Origin of the sequence: Streptomyces sp. NPDC059695, assembly GCF_042733785.1 — a bacterium.
In the GTDB taxonomy this organism is placed as follows: domain Bacteria; phylum Actinomycetota; class Actinomycetes; order Streptomycetales; family Streptomycetaceae; genus Streptomyces.
Genome location: NZ_JBHWFF010000001.1, coordinates 321,675 through 339,368, shown reverse-complemented (window position 1 = coordinate 339,368; position 17,694 = coordinate 321,675). Strand labels below are relative to the sequence as shown.

Annotated in this window: 16 protein-coding genes; 8 read left to right on the top strand and 8 right to left on the bottom strand. The window is 74.1% G+C overall.

The window, feature by feature from the left end:
• The first annotated feature begins 14 nt into the window (after positions 1-14).
• Entirely contained in the window at positions 15-1,148 is a 1,134-nt protein-coding gene (locus ACFV2S_RS01460) for an FAD-dependent monooxygenase (RefSeq protein ID WP_385553141.1), read from the top strand.
• Positions 1,149-1,176: 28 nt separating this feature from the next.
• Here ACFV2S_RS01460 and ACFV2S_RS01455 read toward each other — a convergent pair whose 3' ends face one another.
• Positions 1,177-1,734: a DinB family protein gene (locus ACFV2S_RS01455; protein WP_385553139.1), complete on the bottom strand. Its 558-nt coding sequence runs from the start codon at positions 1,732-1,734 to the stop codon at positions 1,177-1,179.
• Between the two features lie 182 nt (positions 1,735-1,916).
• Between ACFV2S_RS01455 and ACFV2S_RS01450 the strand changes: the two genes are divergently transcribed.
• Both ACFV2S_RS01450 and ACFV2S_RS01445 read left to right on the top strand, forming a co-directional pair.
• Positions 1,917-2,426, top strand: a complete 510-nt coding sequence (locus tag ACFV2S_RS01450; RefSeq protein ID WP_385553137.1) for a hypothetical protein — start codon at positions 1,917-1,919, stop codon at positions 2,424-2,426.
• Between the two features lie 143 nt (positions 2,427-2,569).
• Positions 2,570-3,490 (top strand): GNAT family N-acetyltransferase, encoded by a 921-nt coding sequence (locus tag ACFV2S_RS01445; protein WP_385553134.1) that lies wholly within the window; start codon positions 2,570-2,572, stop codon positions 3,488-3,490.
• On the opposite strand, the gene thpR is transcribed toward ACFV2S_RS01445, so the two are convergent.
• The 5 genes from thpR to ACFV2S_RS01420 form a co-directional block, all read right to left on the bottom strand.
• Positions 3,451-4,068, bottom strand: a complete 618-nt coding sequence (thpR, locus tag ACFV2S_RS01440; RefSeq protein WP_385553131.1) for an RNA 2',3'-cyclic phosphodiesterase — start codon at positions 4,066-4,068, stop codon at positions 3,451-3,453. The genes ACFV2S_RS01445 and thpR overlap by 40 nt on opposite strands.
• Positions 4,069-4,165: 97 nt before the next feature.
• Positions 4,166-4,813 carry a response regulator gene (locus tag ACFV2S_RS01435; protein ID WP_385553128.1) on the bottom strand — a complete coding sequence of 216 codons (648 nt, stop codon included), beginning with the start codon at positions 4,811-4,813 and terminating at the stop codon, positions 4,166-4,168.
• A 1-nt stretch (position 4,814) separates the two neighbouring features.
• Entirely contained in the window at positions 4,815-5,939 is a 1,125-nt protein-coding gene (locus ACFV2S_RS01430) for a sensor histidine kinase (RefSeq protein WP_385553125.1), read from the bottom strand.
• Between the two features lie 4 nt (positions 5,940-5,943).
• On the bottom strand, positions 5,944-8,142 hold the full coding sequence (locus tag ACFV2S_RS01425) for an MMPL family transporter (RefSeq protein ID WP_385553122.1): 2,199 nt from the start codon (positions 8,140-8,142) through the stop codon (positions 5,944-5,946).
• Between the two features lie 120 nt (positions 8,143-8,262).
• Positions 8,263-8,943, bottom strand: a complete 681-nt coding sequence (locus ACFV2S_RS01420; protein ID WP_383786665.1) for a TetR/AcrR family transcriptional regulator — start codon at positions 8,941-8,943, stop codon at positions 8,263-8,265.
• 162 nt (positions 8,944-9,105) lie between these two features.
• Here ACFV2S_RS01420 and ACFV2S_RS01415 point away from each other — a divergent pair, with 162 nt between their 5' ends.
• Genes ACFV2S_RS01415 through ACFV2S_RS01405 form a run of 3 tightly spaced genes read left to right on the top strand, consistent with a single transcriptional unit; the run spans position 9,106 to position 13,300 of the window.
• Entirely contained in the window at positions 9,106-10,617 is a 1,512-nt protein-coding gene (locus ACFV2S_RS01415) for a flavin-containing monooxygenase (protein ID WP_385553118.1), read from the top strand.
• A 60-nt stretch (positions 10,618-10,677) separates the two neighbouring features.
• Positions 10,678-11,628, top strand: coding sequence for a diiron oxygenase (locus tag ACFV2S_RS01410; RefSeq protein WP_385553113.1), 951 nt, complete (start codon positions 10,678-10,680; stop codon positions 11,626-11,628).
• A 40-nt stretch (positions 11,629-11,668) separates the two neighbouring features.
• Positions 11,669-13,300 (top strand): FAD-dependent oxidoreductase, encoded by a 1,632-nt coding sequence (locus ACFV2S_RS01405; RefSeq protein ID WP_385553110.1) that lies wholly within the window; start codon positions 11,669-11,671, stop codon positions 13,298-13,300.
• Here the strand turns inward: ACFV2S_RS01405 and ACFV2S_RS01400 are convergent.
• Positions 13,297-14,334, bottom strand: a complete 1,038-nt coding sequence (locus ACFV2S_RS01400) for a LacI family DNA-binding transcriptional regulator (protein WP_385553107.1) — start codon at positions 14,332-14,334, stop codon at positions 13,297-13,299. The genes ACFV2S_RS01405 and ACFV2S_RS01400 overlap by 4 nt on opposite strands.
• A gap of 106 nt (positions 14,335-14,440) precedes the next feature.
• On the opposite strand from ACFV2S_RS01400, the gene ACFV2S_RS01395 reads away from it, so the two are divergent.
• Together ACFV2S_RS01395 and ACFV2S_RS01390 are read left to right on the top strand one after the other, a co-directional pair.
• A complete protein-coding gene (locus ACFV2S_RS01395; protein WP_385553104.1) occupies positions 14,441-15,502 on the top strand; it encodes a C45 family autoproteolytic acyltransferase/hydolase in 1,062 nt (353 codons plus the stop codon).
• Positions 15,503-15,550: 48 nt separating this feature from the next.
• Positions 15,551-16,876 carry an MFS transporter gene (locus ACFV2S_RS01390; RefSeq protein ID WP_385553101.1) on the top strand — a complete coding sequence of 442 codons (1,326 nt, stop codon included), beginning with the start codon at positions 15,551-15,553 and terminating at the stop codon, positions 16,874-16,876.
• Here ACFV2S_RS01390 and ACFV2S_RS01385 read toward each other — a convergent pair.
• Entirely contained in the window at positions 16,873-17,571 is a 699-nt protein-coding gene (locus ACFV2S_RS01385) for an esterase/lipase family protein (protein WP_385553098.1), read from the bottom strand. The two genes, ACFV2S_RS01390 and ACFV2S_RS01385, sit on opposite strands and share 4 nt — an antisense overlap.
• Positions 17,572-17,694: the final 123 nt, after the last annotated feature.

The window sequence follows — 17,694 nt, the reverse complement described above, 5'->3', positions numbered from 1 at the left end:
GGGAGACATCCGAGATGGCAGCATCCCTGCGCGTCCTGATCCACGGCGGCGGCATCGGGGGCCTCGCGCTCGCCACCGCACTCGCCCGGCGCGGCCACACCGTCGAGGTCGCCGAGCTCCGGGACCACCTCGACGCCCTAGGCGTCGGCATCATCCAGCCCTCCAACGCCCTGCACGTCATGCGCGCGTTGGGCGTCCTCGACGCCTGCCTCGCCGAGGGCTTCGCCTGGGACGTGCTGACCATCGCCGACCCCGCGGGGAACCCGCTCGCGCGGATACCCCAGCCCCGCATGGGCGACGTGCCTGCGAGCAACGGCATTCCGCGGCCCGCCCTCGCGCGCGTGCTCGGCGACGCCGCCGTCGCCGCGGGCGCGAAGGTCCGCCTCGGCGTGACCCTCACCGCACTCGACGACGACGGCACGGGAGTCACCGTCACCCTCTCGGACGGGTCCACCGACCGCTGGGACCTCGTCGTCGGCTTCGACGGCATCGGCTCCCCGCTCCGCACCCGCCTCTACGGCGACCGGTACGCGCCCGCGTACACCGGATTCGCCAACTGGCGCGTCACCGTGCCCCGTCCGCCGGAGGTGCGGGGTGTGGTCATGGCCACGGCCGGGCCCGAGGCCAAGGCCCTGCTCACCCCGATCACCGACGAACTGATGTACCTGGGAGCCGTGTTCGCCGAGGACGAGGACTTCCGCCCGGACCCGGAGCGTGCCCACGAGGAGCTCGCCGAGCGCCTCGCGGCCTTCTCGGGACCCGTCGCCGAGGCGCTCGCCGCCGTCACCGGCCCCTCGGCCGTCGTGTACTCCCGGATCTCCCAGGTGACCGTCGAGGAGCCGTGGCACGTCGGCCGGGTGGTGCTGGCCGGAGACGCCGCCCACGCCTCCACCCCGCACCTCGCGCAGGGCGCGGCGATGGCCGTCGAGGACGCCCTCGTCCTCGCCGAGTCCCTGGACGCCGCGCCCTCCGTCCCCGAGGCCCTCGACGCCTGGGAGGCACGCCGCCGGCCCCGCGCCCTGTGGGTGCAGGCCCTTTCCAGGGCGGTCCTCAAGCAGGAGACGGGCACACCGACGACCCCCGAGGAGGACGTGCTCCTGGAGACCGGCATCCCCGGAGCCGCCCACGTCCTGGTGCGGCCGTACTAGGAGGCCGGACCTCCCGGAGCCGGGGCGGCTACTGGCCGACCCTCCCGTCGACGCACTCGCGCAGCAGGTCGGCGTGACCGCAGTGGCGGGCGTACTCCTCGATCCGGTGCACCATCAGCTCCCGCACCGCTGTCCCGTCCTTCGGGATCCGCTCGCCCAGGTCGGGGCGGGCGGCGAGGGCGGCGTCGGCCGCGGCCTGCTCGCGCTCCAGATCGGCGTACGCGGCGTCGACCACCGCCTGGTCGGCGACGGCCTCGTCGAAGTCGGCGTCACGCCTCCCGTACACCTTCGGCAGCGGCTCGCCCGTGATCCAGGTGATCCAGTCCCGCTCCACCTCGGCGAGGTGCCGGATCAGTCCGAGCAGCGACATCGTCGACGGCGGGACCGAACGACGGGCCAGCTGCTCCGGGGTGAGGCCCTCGCACTTCATCCGCAGGGTCAGCCGGTAGCCGGCGAGGAACTCCTCCAGGGTCGCGCGCTCCCCCTCGGGAGCCTCACCCCCGGTGTCACGGGGGTCGTCGCCGGGGTCCGCCCACATGTCGGGGTAGACGGTGGCGCCGCTCCAGCGTTCGGGTCGATCGTTCATGCGCCCATCCTGAGGCGCGCGGGCCCGGCCCCGCCAGGCATTTGTCCGGCCGCGCCGCCGCGCCGCTCCTCCCAGGACGGCGGTCGGCCGCTCCGTCCACGCGCGGGCGGGGTTCACTCGTCACGGTGGACTCGGGCCGCGCCGTCGCACCCGCGCGGAGCTCCTCGGGCACCGTGACACCCATGCATGCCCGCCGCACGACGTTCCTCCTGCTCCTCACGCTCCTCACCTCCGCCTGCGTGGCCGTCCCGCACGACCCCGCCCCGGCTCCACCGTCCCGCCCCGGTGGCCTCGCCCCGGCGGCGGACCGGCCCCCGGCCCCGCTGTCGGCTCGGCCCGCGCCGGTGGAGCCCGCGCCGCGTGAGGCCCTCACCGCCACCGAGCCGCGTCCGGAGCCCCGGCCGCCCCGCACCCCCGAGGGGCGCAGGCCCCGCGCGGCCGTCGCGGCACCGGCCCCCGCCCCACGTCCACCGCTCCACCGGCCGGCCGCGAACCGCCCGCACCGCACGCCGCACAAGCCGGCGACGACGCGGGCCGTCCCCCGCCCGCCGCGGAGCAGCGGGGCCGCGGCGGCCCGTCCGCACCGGCCGGCGGGCACTCCGGCGCCCGAGATGCGCCGTCTGTGCCGTCAGGCCGAGTCCCTGCGCGCGCCCATGGGAGCGGCCGACCTCTGCCGGGGGCTGTACGGCTGACCTCGCCCGGCCTCCGAGGAGCCGGTACGGCTGACCTCGCCCGGCCGCTCCCGGGAGGGCACCACGGCCGCGTCGCCCGGCCCCCTCTCCGCCCGGAGGAAACTCGCTTGAACCGCTCCGAACGGCCCCGATATAAGACGATCATGTTCACACCCCGGCCGTTCGTCCCCTCCGACATGCCCCGCCTCCAGACGACCGTGGCGGAGTGGATCGCCACCGCGGGCCGCGACGCCTACGACCACGTCGGCGAGCTCCCGCACCGCGTCTACGACAACCTCCGCGGCGGCCCGCCCGTCGGGGACCTGGTGCACGTCTGGGAGGACGAGCGCGGCCGGACGGGTGGCATCACGATCTGCCTCCGCTTCGGCACGGCGTTCGACGCGTTCTGCGCGCCGGACCTGCGCGGCACGGACACCGAGCGCGCGATGCTCACGTTCGCCGCCGACACCACCGCGCGGCACATGGCGGCGGACGGGACGCACGTCCTCACCGACCTCTTCGAGACCGACACGACCCGGGGCCGCCTCCTCCGCGAACTCGGCTTCGTCCACTTCCGGGACTGGGACGACGTGAACACCCGCGGTCTCACCGATCTCCCGCCCGTCGTGGTGCCCGCCGGGTTCACCGTGCGCGCGGCCACCCTCGACGACGCCGACGCCCTCGCCGAGGCGCGCAGGGCCTCGTTCGGCTCCGACTGGACGGGAGAGACGTACCGGGACGGCATGATGACCCGGCCCGGGTACGACCCGGCCCGCGAGATCGTGGCCGAGGCGCCGGACGGCCGCATCGGCGCGTACACCGTCCACTGGACCGACGAGCGCAACGGAATCGGGCACTTCGAGCCCGTCGGCACGCATGAGGCGTTCCGCCGCCTGGGCCTGGCCCGCGCGGTCATGGCCGAGTCCATGCGACGGATGGCCGGGCTCGGCCTCCGTCGGGTCACCGTCAACCACGACGCCGAGAACCTCCCGGCCGCGAAGCTGTACGGCGCGCTCGGCTTCACCGTCGAGTGCCGCACCCACGGCTACCGCCGGGCGAAGGACCAGGCCTCGATGTCCCGGTAGCGGATCGGGCCGGGACCGCGGCCGTAGTCGCTGCCGACGAGGTGGAGGCGCTCAGCGGGCCACCGGCGGCCGGTGAAACCGGCGAGCCCGGCGGCCGCCGCCGGCACGGAGGCCGGATCGTCGCGGCGGGCCCGGGCGAGCGTCAGATGGGGCCGCAGCGGCCGGTCCTCGAAGGGGATCCCGCACTCCTTGACGACCGCCCGCACCTCGCCGGCGAGCGCGTGCAGCCCGTCGAGGTCGCCGTCGATCCCGCTCCACAGCACCCGGTCGTCGAAGTGCCCGCCCCCGCGCAGCGCCAGCTCCACGGGCCGCCGCGCCGCCGCGACGTCCGCCAGCGGAGGACGCAGGAGGGGCACGGTCGCCACGGGGAGCTCCCCGAGGAACGCCAGCGTGATGTGCCAGTCCTCGATCCTGTTCCACCGCATGCGCGGATAGGCCTCGTAGGCGGGCGCCAGCGCGTGTGCCAGCTCGTCCTTCGCCTCGTCGGGCGGGGCGAGCGCGACGAACACGCGCACGGTCGCGGCGCGCGCCCTGTCGCCGTCACCGGACTCCGTACCCTGCCCGGGCGCCTCAGCCATCTTCCGTTCCCTGCCCACCGTCCGACCCGCCACCTTCGGAGGCGAGGGTACGCGGTGTCCCCGCCCGCCCCCGTCGTCAGGGTCGTCCCGGCCGCCGTCACCCCCGGCGGGTGAGGAGCCCCTTCTCCAGGGCCACCACCACGGCGTGGGTGCGGTCGCTGACGTCCAGCTTCGCGAAGACGCGCAGGAGATGGGTCTTGACCGTGGCTTCCGCGATGACGAGACGACGGCCGATCTCGGCGTTGGAGAGGCCGTCGGCGACCGCGCCGAGGACGTCCTGTTCGCGCGCGGTCAGGACGACCGGGGCGGGCCTGCGCATCAGGGCGACCAGGCGTTCCGCGACGCGGGGCGCGAGGACGGTCTGGCCGCGGGCGGCGGACCGGACGGCCTCGGCGAGCTGCTCGGCGGTGGTGTCCTTGAGGAGGTAGCCGACGGCGCCGGCCTCGACCGCCCGCTCGATCTCCACGTCGGTGTCGTACGTGGTGAGGATGAGCACCCGCGTCGGGGCGGGGCCCGCGACGATCGCGGCGGTGGCCTCGACGCCGTCCATGACCGGCATCCGCAGGTCGACGAGGGCGACGTCGGGTGCGAGGCGCTCGACGAGACCGACGGCCTCGCGGCCGTCGCCCGCCTCGCCGACGACGGTGACGTCCGGGACCGGCGCCAGGAGGGACACCACTCCGGCGCGCATCACGGCGTGGTCGTCGACGACCACGACGCGGAGGGGCTCGTGGGCTTCGGGCATGTCAGGGCCGTCCGTTCGTGTGGAAGTTGGCGAGGACGCGGGTGCCGTCCCCGATCGAGCTGGTCACCGTCAGTTCCCCGTCTAGCTCGTGGAGCCGTCTGCGCATGCCGTCCAGGCCGAAGCCGTGGGAGTCCTCGACGACGAAGCCCCGTCCGTCGTCGGTGATCTCCAGCTCTATGGCGTACGGACCCTGGGAGAGGACCACGCCGACCGTGCTCGCGTCGGCGTGCTTGCGCACGTTGGCCAGCGACTCCTGGGTGCAGCGCAGCAGGGCGATGCGGGTCTGCTGGTCGCAGTGGACGTCCTCGGCGAGCTCCGCGCCGACCGTGATGCCCGTGTCCTGGGAGAACCGTTCCAGGGTGCGGCGCAGGGTCGGCACCACCGAGCCGGGCCGCAGTCCGCTGTGCGGGGCGGCGCCGACCAGGACCCGGGCCTCGGCGAAGTTCTCGCGGGCCGTCCGCTCGATCGAGGCGAGCTGCCGGGCCGTGTGCTCCGCGTCCCCGTCGAGTCCGGCCCGGGCGGCCTCGGCGAGGACGATGATGGAGGCGAAGCCCTGGGCGAGGGTGTCGTGGATCTCGCGGGCCATCCGCTCCCGTTCGTCGGCCGCGCCCTCGCGACGATGGGCTTCGGCCAACTGCTCCTGGGTCGCGGAGAGTTCGGCGGTCAGGGCGACGGCCCGGGCCTCGCCCTCCGCGGCCAGGCGGTGGACCAGGAGCCCGACCAGGACCGAGACGCCGTATCCGGTCAGGGCGACGGCCGCGTTCCCCGGCGAGTCGTACAGCAGGCTTCCGGCCGCGGTGGCCGCGGCGGCGCAGCCGCTGGCCAGGACGGCGAACCTCCGGCCGCGGGAGTGGAACCAGAACTGCGGGAGGGCCGCGACGAGCAGGGCCGCGCCGCCACCGGGCAGCGCGGCCATCACCCCGAGGCCGGCGGCCAGGGCCGCGAGGTAGGCCGGTCCGTGGTCGCGGGTGCGGTGGACGGCCGTGTAGGCGAGGGCCGCCCCGAGCAGGGCGAGGACGGCCCATCGTGGGGGTCCCGCGTCGTCGCCGACCGCGATCAGGGGTGGGGCGAGACCCAACAGCAGCCAGGCGGCGGTGTACCAGCGTCGGTGGGTCGTGTCGGTCATGCGGTCAGCCTACGGAGAGCGGCTGACGCTCCGTCGGCTCGGTCCGGCCGGCCGGGCGGGGGCCGCGTGCGGGCCACCAGTTGGCCTCGCCGAGCAGCAGCATCAGGGAGGGCAGCACGAGGACCCGGATGACGAAGGCGTCGAGGAGGACCGCGGCCGCCAGGCTGAACCCGATCTGCTTCATCTCGATCAGGTGCAGCGCGGCGAAGCTCGCGAACACCGTCACCATCACCACGGCCGCGCTGGTGACGACCCCGGCGGACGAGGACAGGCCCTGGAGGACCGCCTGCCGGGTCGGGACGCCGGAGAGGCGGGCCTCGCGGATCCGGCTGATCACGAACACCTGGTAGTCCATGGAGAGCCCGAAGAGGATCACGAAGAGGAAGAGCGGGACGCGGGATCCGATCGAGCCCGTGGAGGTGAAGTCGAGGATCCCTTCCGCCCATTCGTGCTGGAAGACCAGGACGAGAAGACCGAGCGAGGCGAACGCGGAGAGCAGGTTGAGGACGACGCCGACGAGTCCGAGGACCACGGACCGGAACGCCCACACCGTCATGCCGAAGGTGACGAGGAGCAGGGCTCCGACGATGATCGGCAGCTTCCGCTTCTGGTGCGCGGGATAGTCGGCGTAGCGCGCGACCTCGCCGGTGACGGCGACCTCGGTCCCGGCGAGCGCGCCGACGGTCCCGGGGACGAGGCGGGCGCGGAGCAGGTCCAACGAGGCGCGGGCCTCGCGACTGTTCACGGAGCGCGGGACGGCCAGTTCCAGGAGCGTCGTCCGGTGGTCCGCCGAGGTCCGCAGGACGGGAGCGCCGCCGATCGCCGGGTCCTCGGCCCGTGCCCGGTCCGCCAGCGCGCGCAGGGCGCCGGCCACGTCGTCGGACCGCTCCGCGTCCGCGCGTACGACCACCTGGTGCATGGCCTTCAGCTCGGGGTAGGCGGCCGTCAGGCGGTCGTACGTCCGCATGGCGGGGATGGCGCGGGAGTGCGTCTCGCGGCTCATCTCCGTGATGTTGATGTTCAGGACGGGCAGGGCGAGCGCCAGGAGCGCGAGGGTGGACACGGCGAGCGTGACGGCCGGGTGCGCGGCGACGGGCCGGAGGACGGCGGCGGTGATCCGGCCGCCGGTGCGGCTCGTCCGGGAGGCGCGGTCCCGTGCGGGCTTCCTGCGGGCCCTGCGGCGTTCGGCGCGGGCGCCCAGGAGGGCGAGGACGGCGGGCAGGACGGTCAGCGAGCTGAGGACGGCCACCAGGGTGACGACGACCGCCCCGGTGGCGATGGAGGAGAAGATGACGTCGTCCGCGAGGTACAGCGTGGCGCTGGAGACGGCCACGGCGAGTCCGGAGACGACCACGGCGCGGCCCGAGGTCGCGGCGGCGAGCTCCACGACGGCCTGGGTGCCGAGGCGTCCGCCGGCGGCCCGGGCCCGCTCCTCGCGCTCCCGCTTCAGGTAGAAGAGGGTGTAGTCGACGCCGACGGCGAGGCCGATGAGCAGGATGACGTTGGTGCCGACACCGGCGTCGGGGAAGACGTGCGAGGCGATCATCGAGAGGCCGACGGCGGCCACGATCGAGGAGAGCGCGAGCAGCAGCGGCACCACGGCCATCATGACGGAGCCGAAGACGATCAGCAGGGTGATCAGGGTGACGGGCAGTGCGATGACCTCCGTACGGGAGAGGTCGTCGCCGCGGAGCTTGTCGACGCCCTTGCCGATGGAGGGGCTGCCGACCTCCTCGACGAGCAGCCGGGGGTGCGCGGCCCCGACCTCGGCGGTCTGCGCGAGCAGCGCGTCGACGTGCTTCTTGCCGTCGAACTCGGCTCCCTTCAGGGTGACGTCGACGCGCAGGGCGGTGCGGTGCGCGTCGGCGACCGGCGCGGCCACGGACAGCACCTCGGGCAACTGCCGCATCCGGGCGCCGATCTCGCGTGCGGCGGCCTCGGCCTCGGCCCGGTCGAGCGGGCCGGTGCCGGGCGCGGCCGTGATGAGGACGCGTTCGAGGGGCTTCTGCTGGAGTCCGCCCTCGGCGGCGAGGGCCTCGGCCCGGCCCGCCTCACCGATGCGGAAGTCCTCGGTGGTCGCGGGGTTGGTGCCGAGTGCGATGCCCGCGCCCAGGCAGAGGGCCACGAAGAGGAGCCAGCCGATCAGCGCGTGCCAGGGGTGGCGGGCGCTGTGGCGGGCCATGCGTACGGTCGGGTTCGTCATGCGTCCAGACTCGTCCGCGGAGGCCTCCCGCCGACAGGATCGGCCGGTGGAACCCGGTGTCCACCGGTCGGTGGACACCGGAACGTCGACGCAGGTCAGGACGCGTCAGTTCACTTCAGGTCAGGTCAGGTCGACCGGCTGGTCCGGGTCGAGCTTGACGCCCAGGCGCGAGGTCGCGGTCGAGAGCACGCCCCAGACGGCGTCGCTCAGGAACTCGGTCAGGTCGTCGAGGGAGCTCCGTGACTCGGGCTGGGCCGCCCACTGGTTCACCACGCCGTCCACGAGGCCCACCATGCCGAACGCCAGGTTGAGGTGGAAGCCGGCGGGTGCCCGCCCGCCGTCGAGGAAGCGCTCGGCGTAGGCGTCCAGGAGCAGGGCCAGCCGGAGGGCGATGGCGGTGCGGGTGCCGGCTGCGGCGGGGGAGCCGGTGCCGACGAAGCGGTGGAGGTGGGGGTGGAGCGCCACCCAGCCCACGTAGGTGGCGGTGGCGCGCTCGATCGACTCCCGGATCGTGCCCCTGGGGTCCAGGGCCGGGGAGAGCGCGGCCAGCAGGTCGTCGGCGATGCGCGCGCGGATCTGCTCGTCGAGGTCCTCACGGCTGCGGAAGATCCGGTAGACGACGGACCGGGGCATCCCGGCCTCGGCGCCGATCGCCGCCACGCTGACCGCCGTTCCCTCGCGGCCGATGACGGCGAGGGCCGCGGTGAGCACCTGGTCCCTGCGCTCGGCGCGGTGGCCGGTCCAGCGGGTGTCGCGGCCGTCGGGGCGCCCGTCGTCGTGTGCGTCTCTGTCCTCGGCCACGGCGTGGATCGTACCCGGAGGCCGGCGGGGAGCGACGGACAAGGGGTGGCGCACGTCACGTTACCGCCAGTACCCTGGACGCGGTGACACAGGTAAATTCCGGCTCGGGGGGGATCTCCGGGGGAGAATGCACCGCCACCACCGGCCGCAGAGGGGACCGACATGGAGAACCAGCACGTCGACGTGCTGATCATCGGCGCGGGACTGTCCGGGATCAGCGCCGCCTGCCACCTGAGCGCGGGCAACCCCGGGGTCACGTACGCCCTCGTCGAGCGACGCTCCGGCATCGGCGGCACCTGGGACCTGTTCCGCTACCCCGGCATCCGCTCCGACTCCGACATGTACACCTTCGGATACGGCTTCCGCGCCTGGCACGGCACCAAGGTCCTCGCCGGCGGGGCCGACATCCGCCGCTACATCCGCGCCACCGCCGAGGAGCACGGCGTCACCGACCACATCCGCTTCGGCCGCCGGGCCGTGCGGGCGGACTGGTCGAGCGACGAGGCCCGCTGGACCGTCGAGACCGTCGACGAGGCCACCGGCGAGACGCTCGTCCTCACCGCCCGCTTCCTCGTCGGAGCCACCGGCTACTACGACTACGACGCCGGCCACCGCCCGGAGTTCCCCGGCGAGGAGCGCTTCCGGGGCACCCTCGTGCACCCGCAGCACTGGCCGGCGGACCTCGACCACACGGGCAAGCGCGTGGTCGTCATCGGCAGCGGCGCCACCGCCGTCACCCTGGTCCCCGCGATGGCCCCCGAAGCAGCGCACGTCACCATGGTCCAGCGCTCACCCACGTACGTCCTGGCCCTCCCCGCCGACGACCCCCTCTCGGTGCTCCTGCGCCGGCTGCGCGTCCCGGCCGCCCTCGTCCACCGGGTGGGCCGCACCCGCAACATCGCGATGCAGCGCGGCCTCTACGCCCTGTGCCGCAAGGCGCCCCGCCTCATGCGAAGGGTCCTCCTCGGCGCGGTCCGGGCCCGGCTCGGCAAGAGCGTCGACATGCGCCACTTCACCCCGTCCTACAAGCCCTGGGACCAGCGGCTGTGCGTCGTGCCCGGCGGCGACCTGTTCACGACGCTCAGGAGCGGCAGGGCGTCCGTGGTCACCGACCACATCGACACGTTCACCGAGACCGGCGTCAGGGTCGGGTCCGGCGAGGAGATCCCCGCCGACATCGTCGTCACGGCCACCGGTCTGCGCATGCAGCTCGCCGGCGGCATGGAGATCGCGGTCGACGGCAAGCCCCTCGTCACCCGCGACCACCTGCTCTACAAGGGCGTCATGCTCGACGGCGTCCCCAACCTGGCGATGATCATCGGCTACACGAACGCCTCCTGGACGCTCAAGGCCGACCTCGCCGCCTCCTACGTCAGCCGGCTCCTCGCCCACATGGACCGGCACGGCCTCACCGCCGTCACCCCGGTCGCCGCCGAGGGCGACCGGTCCTCCGTCTCCGTCATGGGCGAGTCGCTCACCTCCGGCTACATCGCGCGGGGCGACGCGATCATGCCCCGCCAGGGGACCCGGGACCCGTGGCGCATCTGGAACAACTACTACCGCGACCGTCGCGCGCTGCGGCGGTCCCCGATCGAGGACCCCGCGCTCCGCTTCGACCGCGCGGTCCCCCGGGGGCGGCCCGCCGGCCGGCACGACAGGACCCCGACGGCCTGACCCCGCCCCCCGCACCTCCGGACAGTCGACCGCGAGAGACCGAGGACGATGATGACCAGCGTGCAGAGCTATCACGAGAGGCTCCGGACCCTGTCCGAAGCCTCGGTGCACATCCACTTCGACGCGTTCACCGACATCGACTGGGACCACCCCGACTTCGCCGTCGACCCGGCGGACCCCCGCTGGGTGCTCCCCGCGGCCGACCCCCTGGGCGGCCACCCCTGGTACCGCGCGCAGCCGCTGGAGGTCCGGACCCGCATCGGACTGTGGCGGTACGCCAACATCGTCAAGGTGGGCATGCAGTTCGAGAACGTCCTCATCCGCGGGGTGATGGACTACCTCTTCTCCCTGCGCAACCAGGACCCGGAGTTCCGCTACCTCACCCACGAGGTCACGGAGGAGTGCCACCACACCCAGATGTTCCAGGAGTTCGTGAACCGCGCGGGCGCCGACGTGCCCGGCGGGCGGCGCTCCTTCCGCGTCCTCAGCCGCTTCCTGCCGCTGGCCGGATCCCTGGTCCCCGAATCGTTCTTCACCGGGGTCCTCGCGGGGGAGGAGCCCATCGACCACCTCCAGAAGGCGATCCTGCGCGGCGGCGAGGACATGCACCCGCTGATGCGCCGCCTCATGCAGATCCACGTCGCCGAGGAGGCCCGGCACATCTCCTTCGCCCACGAGTTCCTGCGCGTCAAGGTCCCCGGCCTCGGCCGGGCGCGCCGGGGCGCCCTGTCGGTGGCCTTCCCGGTGATCATGCGGGTCCTCGGCGACGTCATCGTGGTCCCCGACCGGAGGACCGCCGAGGCGATCGGCGTGCCCCACTGGGTGATCAAGGACATCTTCTGGAAGTCGCCCGACGGCGAGAGGATGCTCCGCGACCTCTTCTCCGACGTACGGATGCTCGCCGAGGACATCGGCCTCATGAACAGGGCCTCACGGCGCGTCTGGAAGGCGCTCCGCATCGACGGCCGCCCCTCCCGCCACCGCGGCGAACCCGCCCCGTACGCAGCCTGACGCCCGAGCGAGGCAACGGCGCACCCGTGAACGGAGAACCATGCCCTACGTCGTCACCCGGTCGTGCTGCGCCGACGCCTCCTGCGTACTGGCCTGCCCGGTCAACTGCATCCACCCCGCCCCCGGCGAACCCGGCTTCGGACAGACCGAGATGCTGTACGTCGACCCCCGCACCTGCGTCGACTGCGGCGCCTGCACCTCGGCCTGTCCGGTGGACGCGCTCAAGCCGCACACCGGGCTCACCGAGGCCGAGCTGCCGTTCCTCGCGCTCAACCGCGCCTACTACGAGGCCCATCCGCACGAGGACCGGACACCGATGGCCGTCCTCCCTCCCCAACGCCGCATCCCCGCCGTTGAGTTGAGGGTCGCCGTCGTCGGTGCCGGACCGGCCGGGCTGTTCGCCGCCGACGAGCTGCTCCGGCACCCGGGCGTGACCGTCACGGTCCACGACCGGCTCCCCACCCCGTACGGGCTCGCCCGTGCCGGAGTGGCGCCCGACCACCAGGACACCAAGCGGGTCGCCCGGCTCTTCCGGGACGTCGAGAGCCAGCCCGGCTTCTCGTACCGGCTCAACACGGAGATCGGCCGCGACCTGCGCCACGAGGACCTGGTCCGCGACTTCCACGCCGTGGTCTACGCCGTGGGCGCGGCGACCGACCGGCGGCTCGGCATCGCCGGCGAGGATCTGCCCGGCAGCGCCTCCGCCACCGACTTCGTGGCCTGGTACAACGGCCACCCCGACCACGGCACCGACCGCTACCCCCTGGACGGCGAAAGGGCCGTCGTCATCGGCAACGGCAACGTGGCCCTGGACGTCGCCCGCATCCTGACCGCCGACCCCGACGCCCTGGCCCGCACCGACATCTCCGACCGCGCCCTCGCCGCGCTGCGCGCCGGCCGTGTCCGCGAGGTCGTCGTCCTCGGACGCCGCGGGCCCGCCGAGGCCGCCTTCACCCTGCCGGAACTGCTCGCCCTGGCGGCCCTCGACGGCGTCGACGTCCTCGTCGAGGGCCGTGCGGAGGACCTGTCCGCGGAGGCCACCGACAGGACCGCCGTCCTCGCCGAACTCGCCGCCCGGACCCCCGTCCCGGGGCGGCGCCGCATCGTCCTGCGCTTCCACACCCGCCCGACGGAGATCCTCGGCGGCGACCGGGTGACCGGACTGGCCGTGGAGGGGACGGGACCGCGCGCCGGCGAGGGCGCCGGGACCATCGAGGCCTCGCTCGTCCTGCGCGCGATCGGCTACCGCGCCCGGCCCGTCCCGGGCCTGCCGTTCGACGCGGCGACCGGCACCGTCCCCCACGAGCGGGGCCGCGTCGCGCCGGGCGTGTACGTGGCCGGCTGGATCAAGCGCGGCCCCAGCGGGTTCATCGGCACCAACAGGTCCTGCGCCCGGGAGACCGTCTCGACGCTCCTCGACGACCTCGACGCCGGTCTGCTCACCGCCCCCGCCGGCGGCGGCCCGGCGGGCGCCGGGCACCCGGACGCCGTCGGCCTCGCCGGCTGGCGGGCGATCGACGAGCGGGAGCGCGCCGAGGGGGAGCGCCAGGGACGGCCCCGCGTCAAGCTCGCCGACCGGGAGGCCCTGATCGAGGCGGCCCGCACCGGCGAGCGGCGCCGCCGCACCGGCGGGCTCTTCTCCCGTCGGCCCGGGCCGGAAGAGACGGCCTAGCGCCGGGTCGACGCCCGGGGACGGAACCGCGCCCGCGTGAGGCGGGGCGCGTCGGTCGGGCGGCCGGCGATCAGGTCCTGGAGGATGTCGAGGAGGGCCGCCGAGCTGTCCACCGGGTTCAACTCCAGGGCGGAGACGGCCGGACGGCTGTTGCGGGCGTGCTCGGAGTCGGATCCCGCGACCACCATGGTCTGCGCCGGGACCCGCACGCCCCGCGCCTTCAGGCCCCGCTGCACACCGGCCGCGTGCCGTCCGGTGAGGCAGAAGACCGCGTCCGGGAGTCCGTCGTCGAGGAGCCGGCCGGCCAGGGCGGCGCCGCCCTCGACGCCCGCGCGCTCGGGGAGCTCGTACAGCCGGGGCGTGCCGCCGCGCTCGGCGCACCAGCCGAGGTAGAGCTCCTGGTGTTCGAGGTTCCAGGCGTTCGGGTCGGTGCCCCGCACGAGTGCGACGGACCGGGCGCCCCGGGCCTCCAGGTGGTCCAGGACCAGGCGGGCGGAGACCTCGTCGTCCTCGGAGGCCCAGTGCGTGAAGTCCGGCCGCCCCGGCGGCCGTCCGTACGTCACGTACGGGATGCCGCGCTCCTCCAGGCGGGCGATCACCGGGTCGTCGACGTGCGGATTGGTGACGATGTAGCCGTCCAGGGAGAAGGCGAGCGGTGGCACCGGAGCCCGTGTCAGGTCCGGCACCAGCATGAGGCTGAGGCCGCGCGCCAGGGCCTGTGAGGCGGCCGCGCCCACGAACCGCTCGAACACGTCCACGCCCGCCGGGGCGTAGTCGCCGAGGGCGTCGAGGGAGCGCAGCACCAGGCCCACGGCCCCCATCGTGGAGCGGCGCAGTCCGCGCGCCAGGGCGTCGGCCTCGTACCCCATCTCGTCGGCGACGGTCCGGATGTGCGCGCGCGTGGCCTCGCTGAGGGTCCCCTTGCCGTTCAGGGCGTGCGAGACGGCGGTGATGGAGACCCCCGCCCTCCGTGCCACGTCCTTGATCGTGATGCCCCGTGTCCCCGCCACCGCGCCGCCCCTCCTGGAACGCATGCTCCGAATCCTCGGCCCAAGCATTGCATAAAACGTTTTACGTTCCTAGCTTGATGCCCGCCGCCCTCTCAGGGCACACGGCCTCACCCGCTCCGAAGGAACACCCGTGGAACTGCACACCCTCACGACCGACACCACCGACCCCCGCGAGCGCGGGACCCTGGTCGGCACCCGATTCGCCCCGCAGGTGCGACGCGTCGCGGAGCTCTACCGGGATCACTTCGCCGTCCTCGGCCTTCCCGAGGACGGCGTCCGGGCCCTTGCGAACCGCAGCCACGAGGCGCTCCGGGCCTGGGCGCCCGCCCTGGCCGAGGAGTCGGACGCCTGCGCCGACGCGGCCGGCGTCGAGCGCTGGACGGTGGCCGCCGTCGGCGCCCGCACCGAGATCCTCGCCGGCTGCCCGCAGTCCGGGAAGGGCGAGTGCTCCACGGCGGTGTTCGCCCCCGCGGGCGCCGCGCCGCAGACCGTGCAGACCTGGGACTGGCACGACCTGCTCGTCCCGGACGCGCTGCTGCACGAGCTGACACCGGCCGCGGGCCGCAGGGTGAAGCTCTTCACCGAGTTCGGCGCCCCCGGCAAGATCGGTGTGAACAGCGCCGGCCTCGGCGTGCACTTCAACATCCTCTTCCACGCCTCCGACTCCGCGAGCGGCGGTGTGCCCGTGCACGCGGTCGCCCGCCGCATCCTCGACGAGGCCGACACCCTCGACGAGGCCGTCGAGATCGCCTCGACGGCCTCCGTCAGCGCCTCCACCTCGCTGACGGTCGTCACCGCCGACGGCTCCGCGAGCCTGGAACTCTCCCCCGCGGGCCTCGCGGTGGTCCCGGCCGGGGAGGACGGCTGGCTGCTGCACACCAACCACTTCCTCGACCCCGGACTCGCGGCGGCGGACACCGGCCCGGCCGACTCGATGACGGCCGAGCGGCTGGCCCACCTGCGCGCGGTGCGCGCCGCGATGCCGGGACTCCCGCCCGCCGAGCGCGCGAAGGCGTTCTGCGGCGACGCCGGGGCCGACGCCGTCGTCTGCATGCGGCCCGACGCGCACAAGCCGCCGCACGAGCAGTGGGGGACCCTGCTCACCATCGGTCTCGACGTGACCCGCTGCGCGATCGACCACCTGGCCGGCGCTCCGCACGAGGCCCCGGCGACCGGCCTCGCGCGCTTCTGACCCTCCCCCCGACTCCGCTCCCTCCCTCCCCACCCCGAAGGAACCGTCATGACGGAGACCGTCCGGCCCGGCCTCAAGGCCCGAGCGGCCGGAGGCACACGCACCTTCCTCGTCTCCGGATTCGGAACGGCCCTGGAGTTCTACGACTTCATCATCTACGGCCTCGCCGCCGCGATCGTCTTCCCGGGGGTGTTCTTCCCCTCCTTCGACCCCGCGGTCGGCACCCTGGTGGCCTTCGCCGCGTTCGGCAGCGGCTTCGTGGCCCGCCCGCTCGGCGGCATCGTCATCGGGCACTTCGGCGACCGGATCGGCCGCAGGTCCATGCTGATCCTGACGCTGCTCGTCATGGGCGGCAGCACCTTCCTCATCGGCTGCCTCCCCTCGTACGGGACCCTGGGCATCGCCGCACCGGTCCTGCTCGTCGCCCTGCGCCTCGTCCAGGGCTTCGCGGCGGGCGGGGAGTGGGGCGGCGCCTCCCTCTTCGGCATCGAGAACGCCCCCGAGGGCCGGCGCGGTCTGTGGGGCAGCTTCACCAGTGCCGGCATCGGCATCGGCAGCCTCCTCGGCACGGGCGTCTTCACCCTGATCACCCTGCTGCCGGCGGACCGGCTCACGGCCTGGGCCTGGCGCGTGCCGTTCTGGCTGGGCGGCCTCCTGGTCCTCGTCGGCGTCCTCGCCCGCAGCCGCATGCCCCAGGAGGAGCGGCGCACCGAGAGCGCGCCCCGGGTCCCCGTCCTGGACGCCATCAGGCGGCACCCGCGCCAGATGCTGCTGGCCATCGGCGTCGCCTTCGGCTACAACACCCTCGCGTACATCGGGACGATCTTCACGGTGACGTACGCCGAGGAGCGCGGCTACAGCTACACCGAGTCGCTGCTGCTCCAGGTCGCGGGCTCCGTCGCCTTCACCATCGCCGTGCCGGCCATGGCCCTCCTCTCCGACCGGAAGGGCCGCAAACCGGTCGTCATCCTGGGCACGCTCGCCTACGCGGCCTTCTTCTTCCTGTACTTCCCGCTGGTGGACGGTCACGTGCTCGTCCTGGCCACGCTCGCCTACGTCCTGGTGAACGTGCTGATGGCCGCCCCGCAGGGCTGCATCCCGGCCTTCCTCGGCGAGCAGTTCTCGGCGGCCACCCGTTACTCCTCCCTCTCCGCCACCTACCAGACGGGCGCCGCGCTGGGCGGCGGCACGGCGGCGAGCGCCGCGACCGCCCTGCTCATCGCGTACGACGGCGACCCGATCGGCGTGGGCCTCTACTCGGGTGCCGCGGCCCTGGTCCTGGTGCTGTGCGCCTGGGGCCTGCGGGAGACGTTCCGGGTGCCGACGGCCCGGCTGGGCGAGGACGCCGGGGAGCCCGCCGCCGCAGCGGCCTAGGAGCGGAGGAACGCCCGGACCCCTTCGGAGACCGCGTCGTCGCCGAGGAGCGCGTTGTGGTCCAGGCAGCCGGCGCCGTTGTTGACGGCGCCGGCCAGCGGCACGCTGCTGTCGGGGTTGACGACCTCGTCGCAGGCCGACCACCAGGTCGCGTACCGCACGGCCCCCGGCGTCTCGTCCCCCTCCGCGAGCTTCCTCTGCACGTACGAGTCCGGGGTCATGTCGCGGCAGGCCTGGTCCCACAGCGCACACGCCCAGGCCGTGGCGGTGCCGTGGTTGGGGCCGGCGAGGGAGACCCAGTGGGCGACGGAGGACGGTCCGGCGGCGTCGAACTTCACGTACCAGCGGGTGACGAGGCTGCCGAAGGAGTGGGCGACGAGGTCGACCCGGCTCGCCCCCGTCCGCCGCTTGACGCCCTCGACGTACGCGGCGAGTTCGCCGGACAGGACCTCGTTGACGGAGCGGTGGGTGTCGTAGCCGAAGGAGAACAGATCGGCGTCGGTGTACCCGTCGGCCCGGAGGTCCGCGCGCAGCCCGCCCCAGACCCCGGGGTCGGCGTTGTAGCCGTGCACGAACACGACGGGGACGCGCGCGGACGCGGCGGGAGCCTCGGCCCGGACGGGAGCGGCGGACAGGAGCAGGGACGCGACGACGGCGAGCAGCGGACCGGCGGTCCGGCCACGGAATCTCAACACGCTTTCCCCTAGGATGAGTTACGCACGAGTAGTCACGAGCATGGTGGGGGTCCGGAGGGCGGATGACCAGCCCTCCGCGCGGCTTCGTCGGCCCCCGGGTTCCGTCGGGTGATCGCGAAGGGG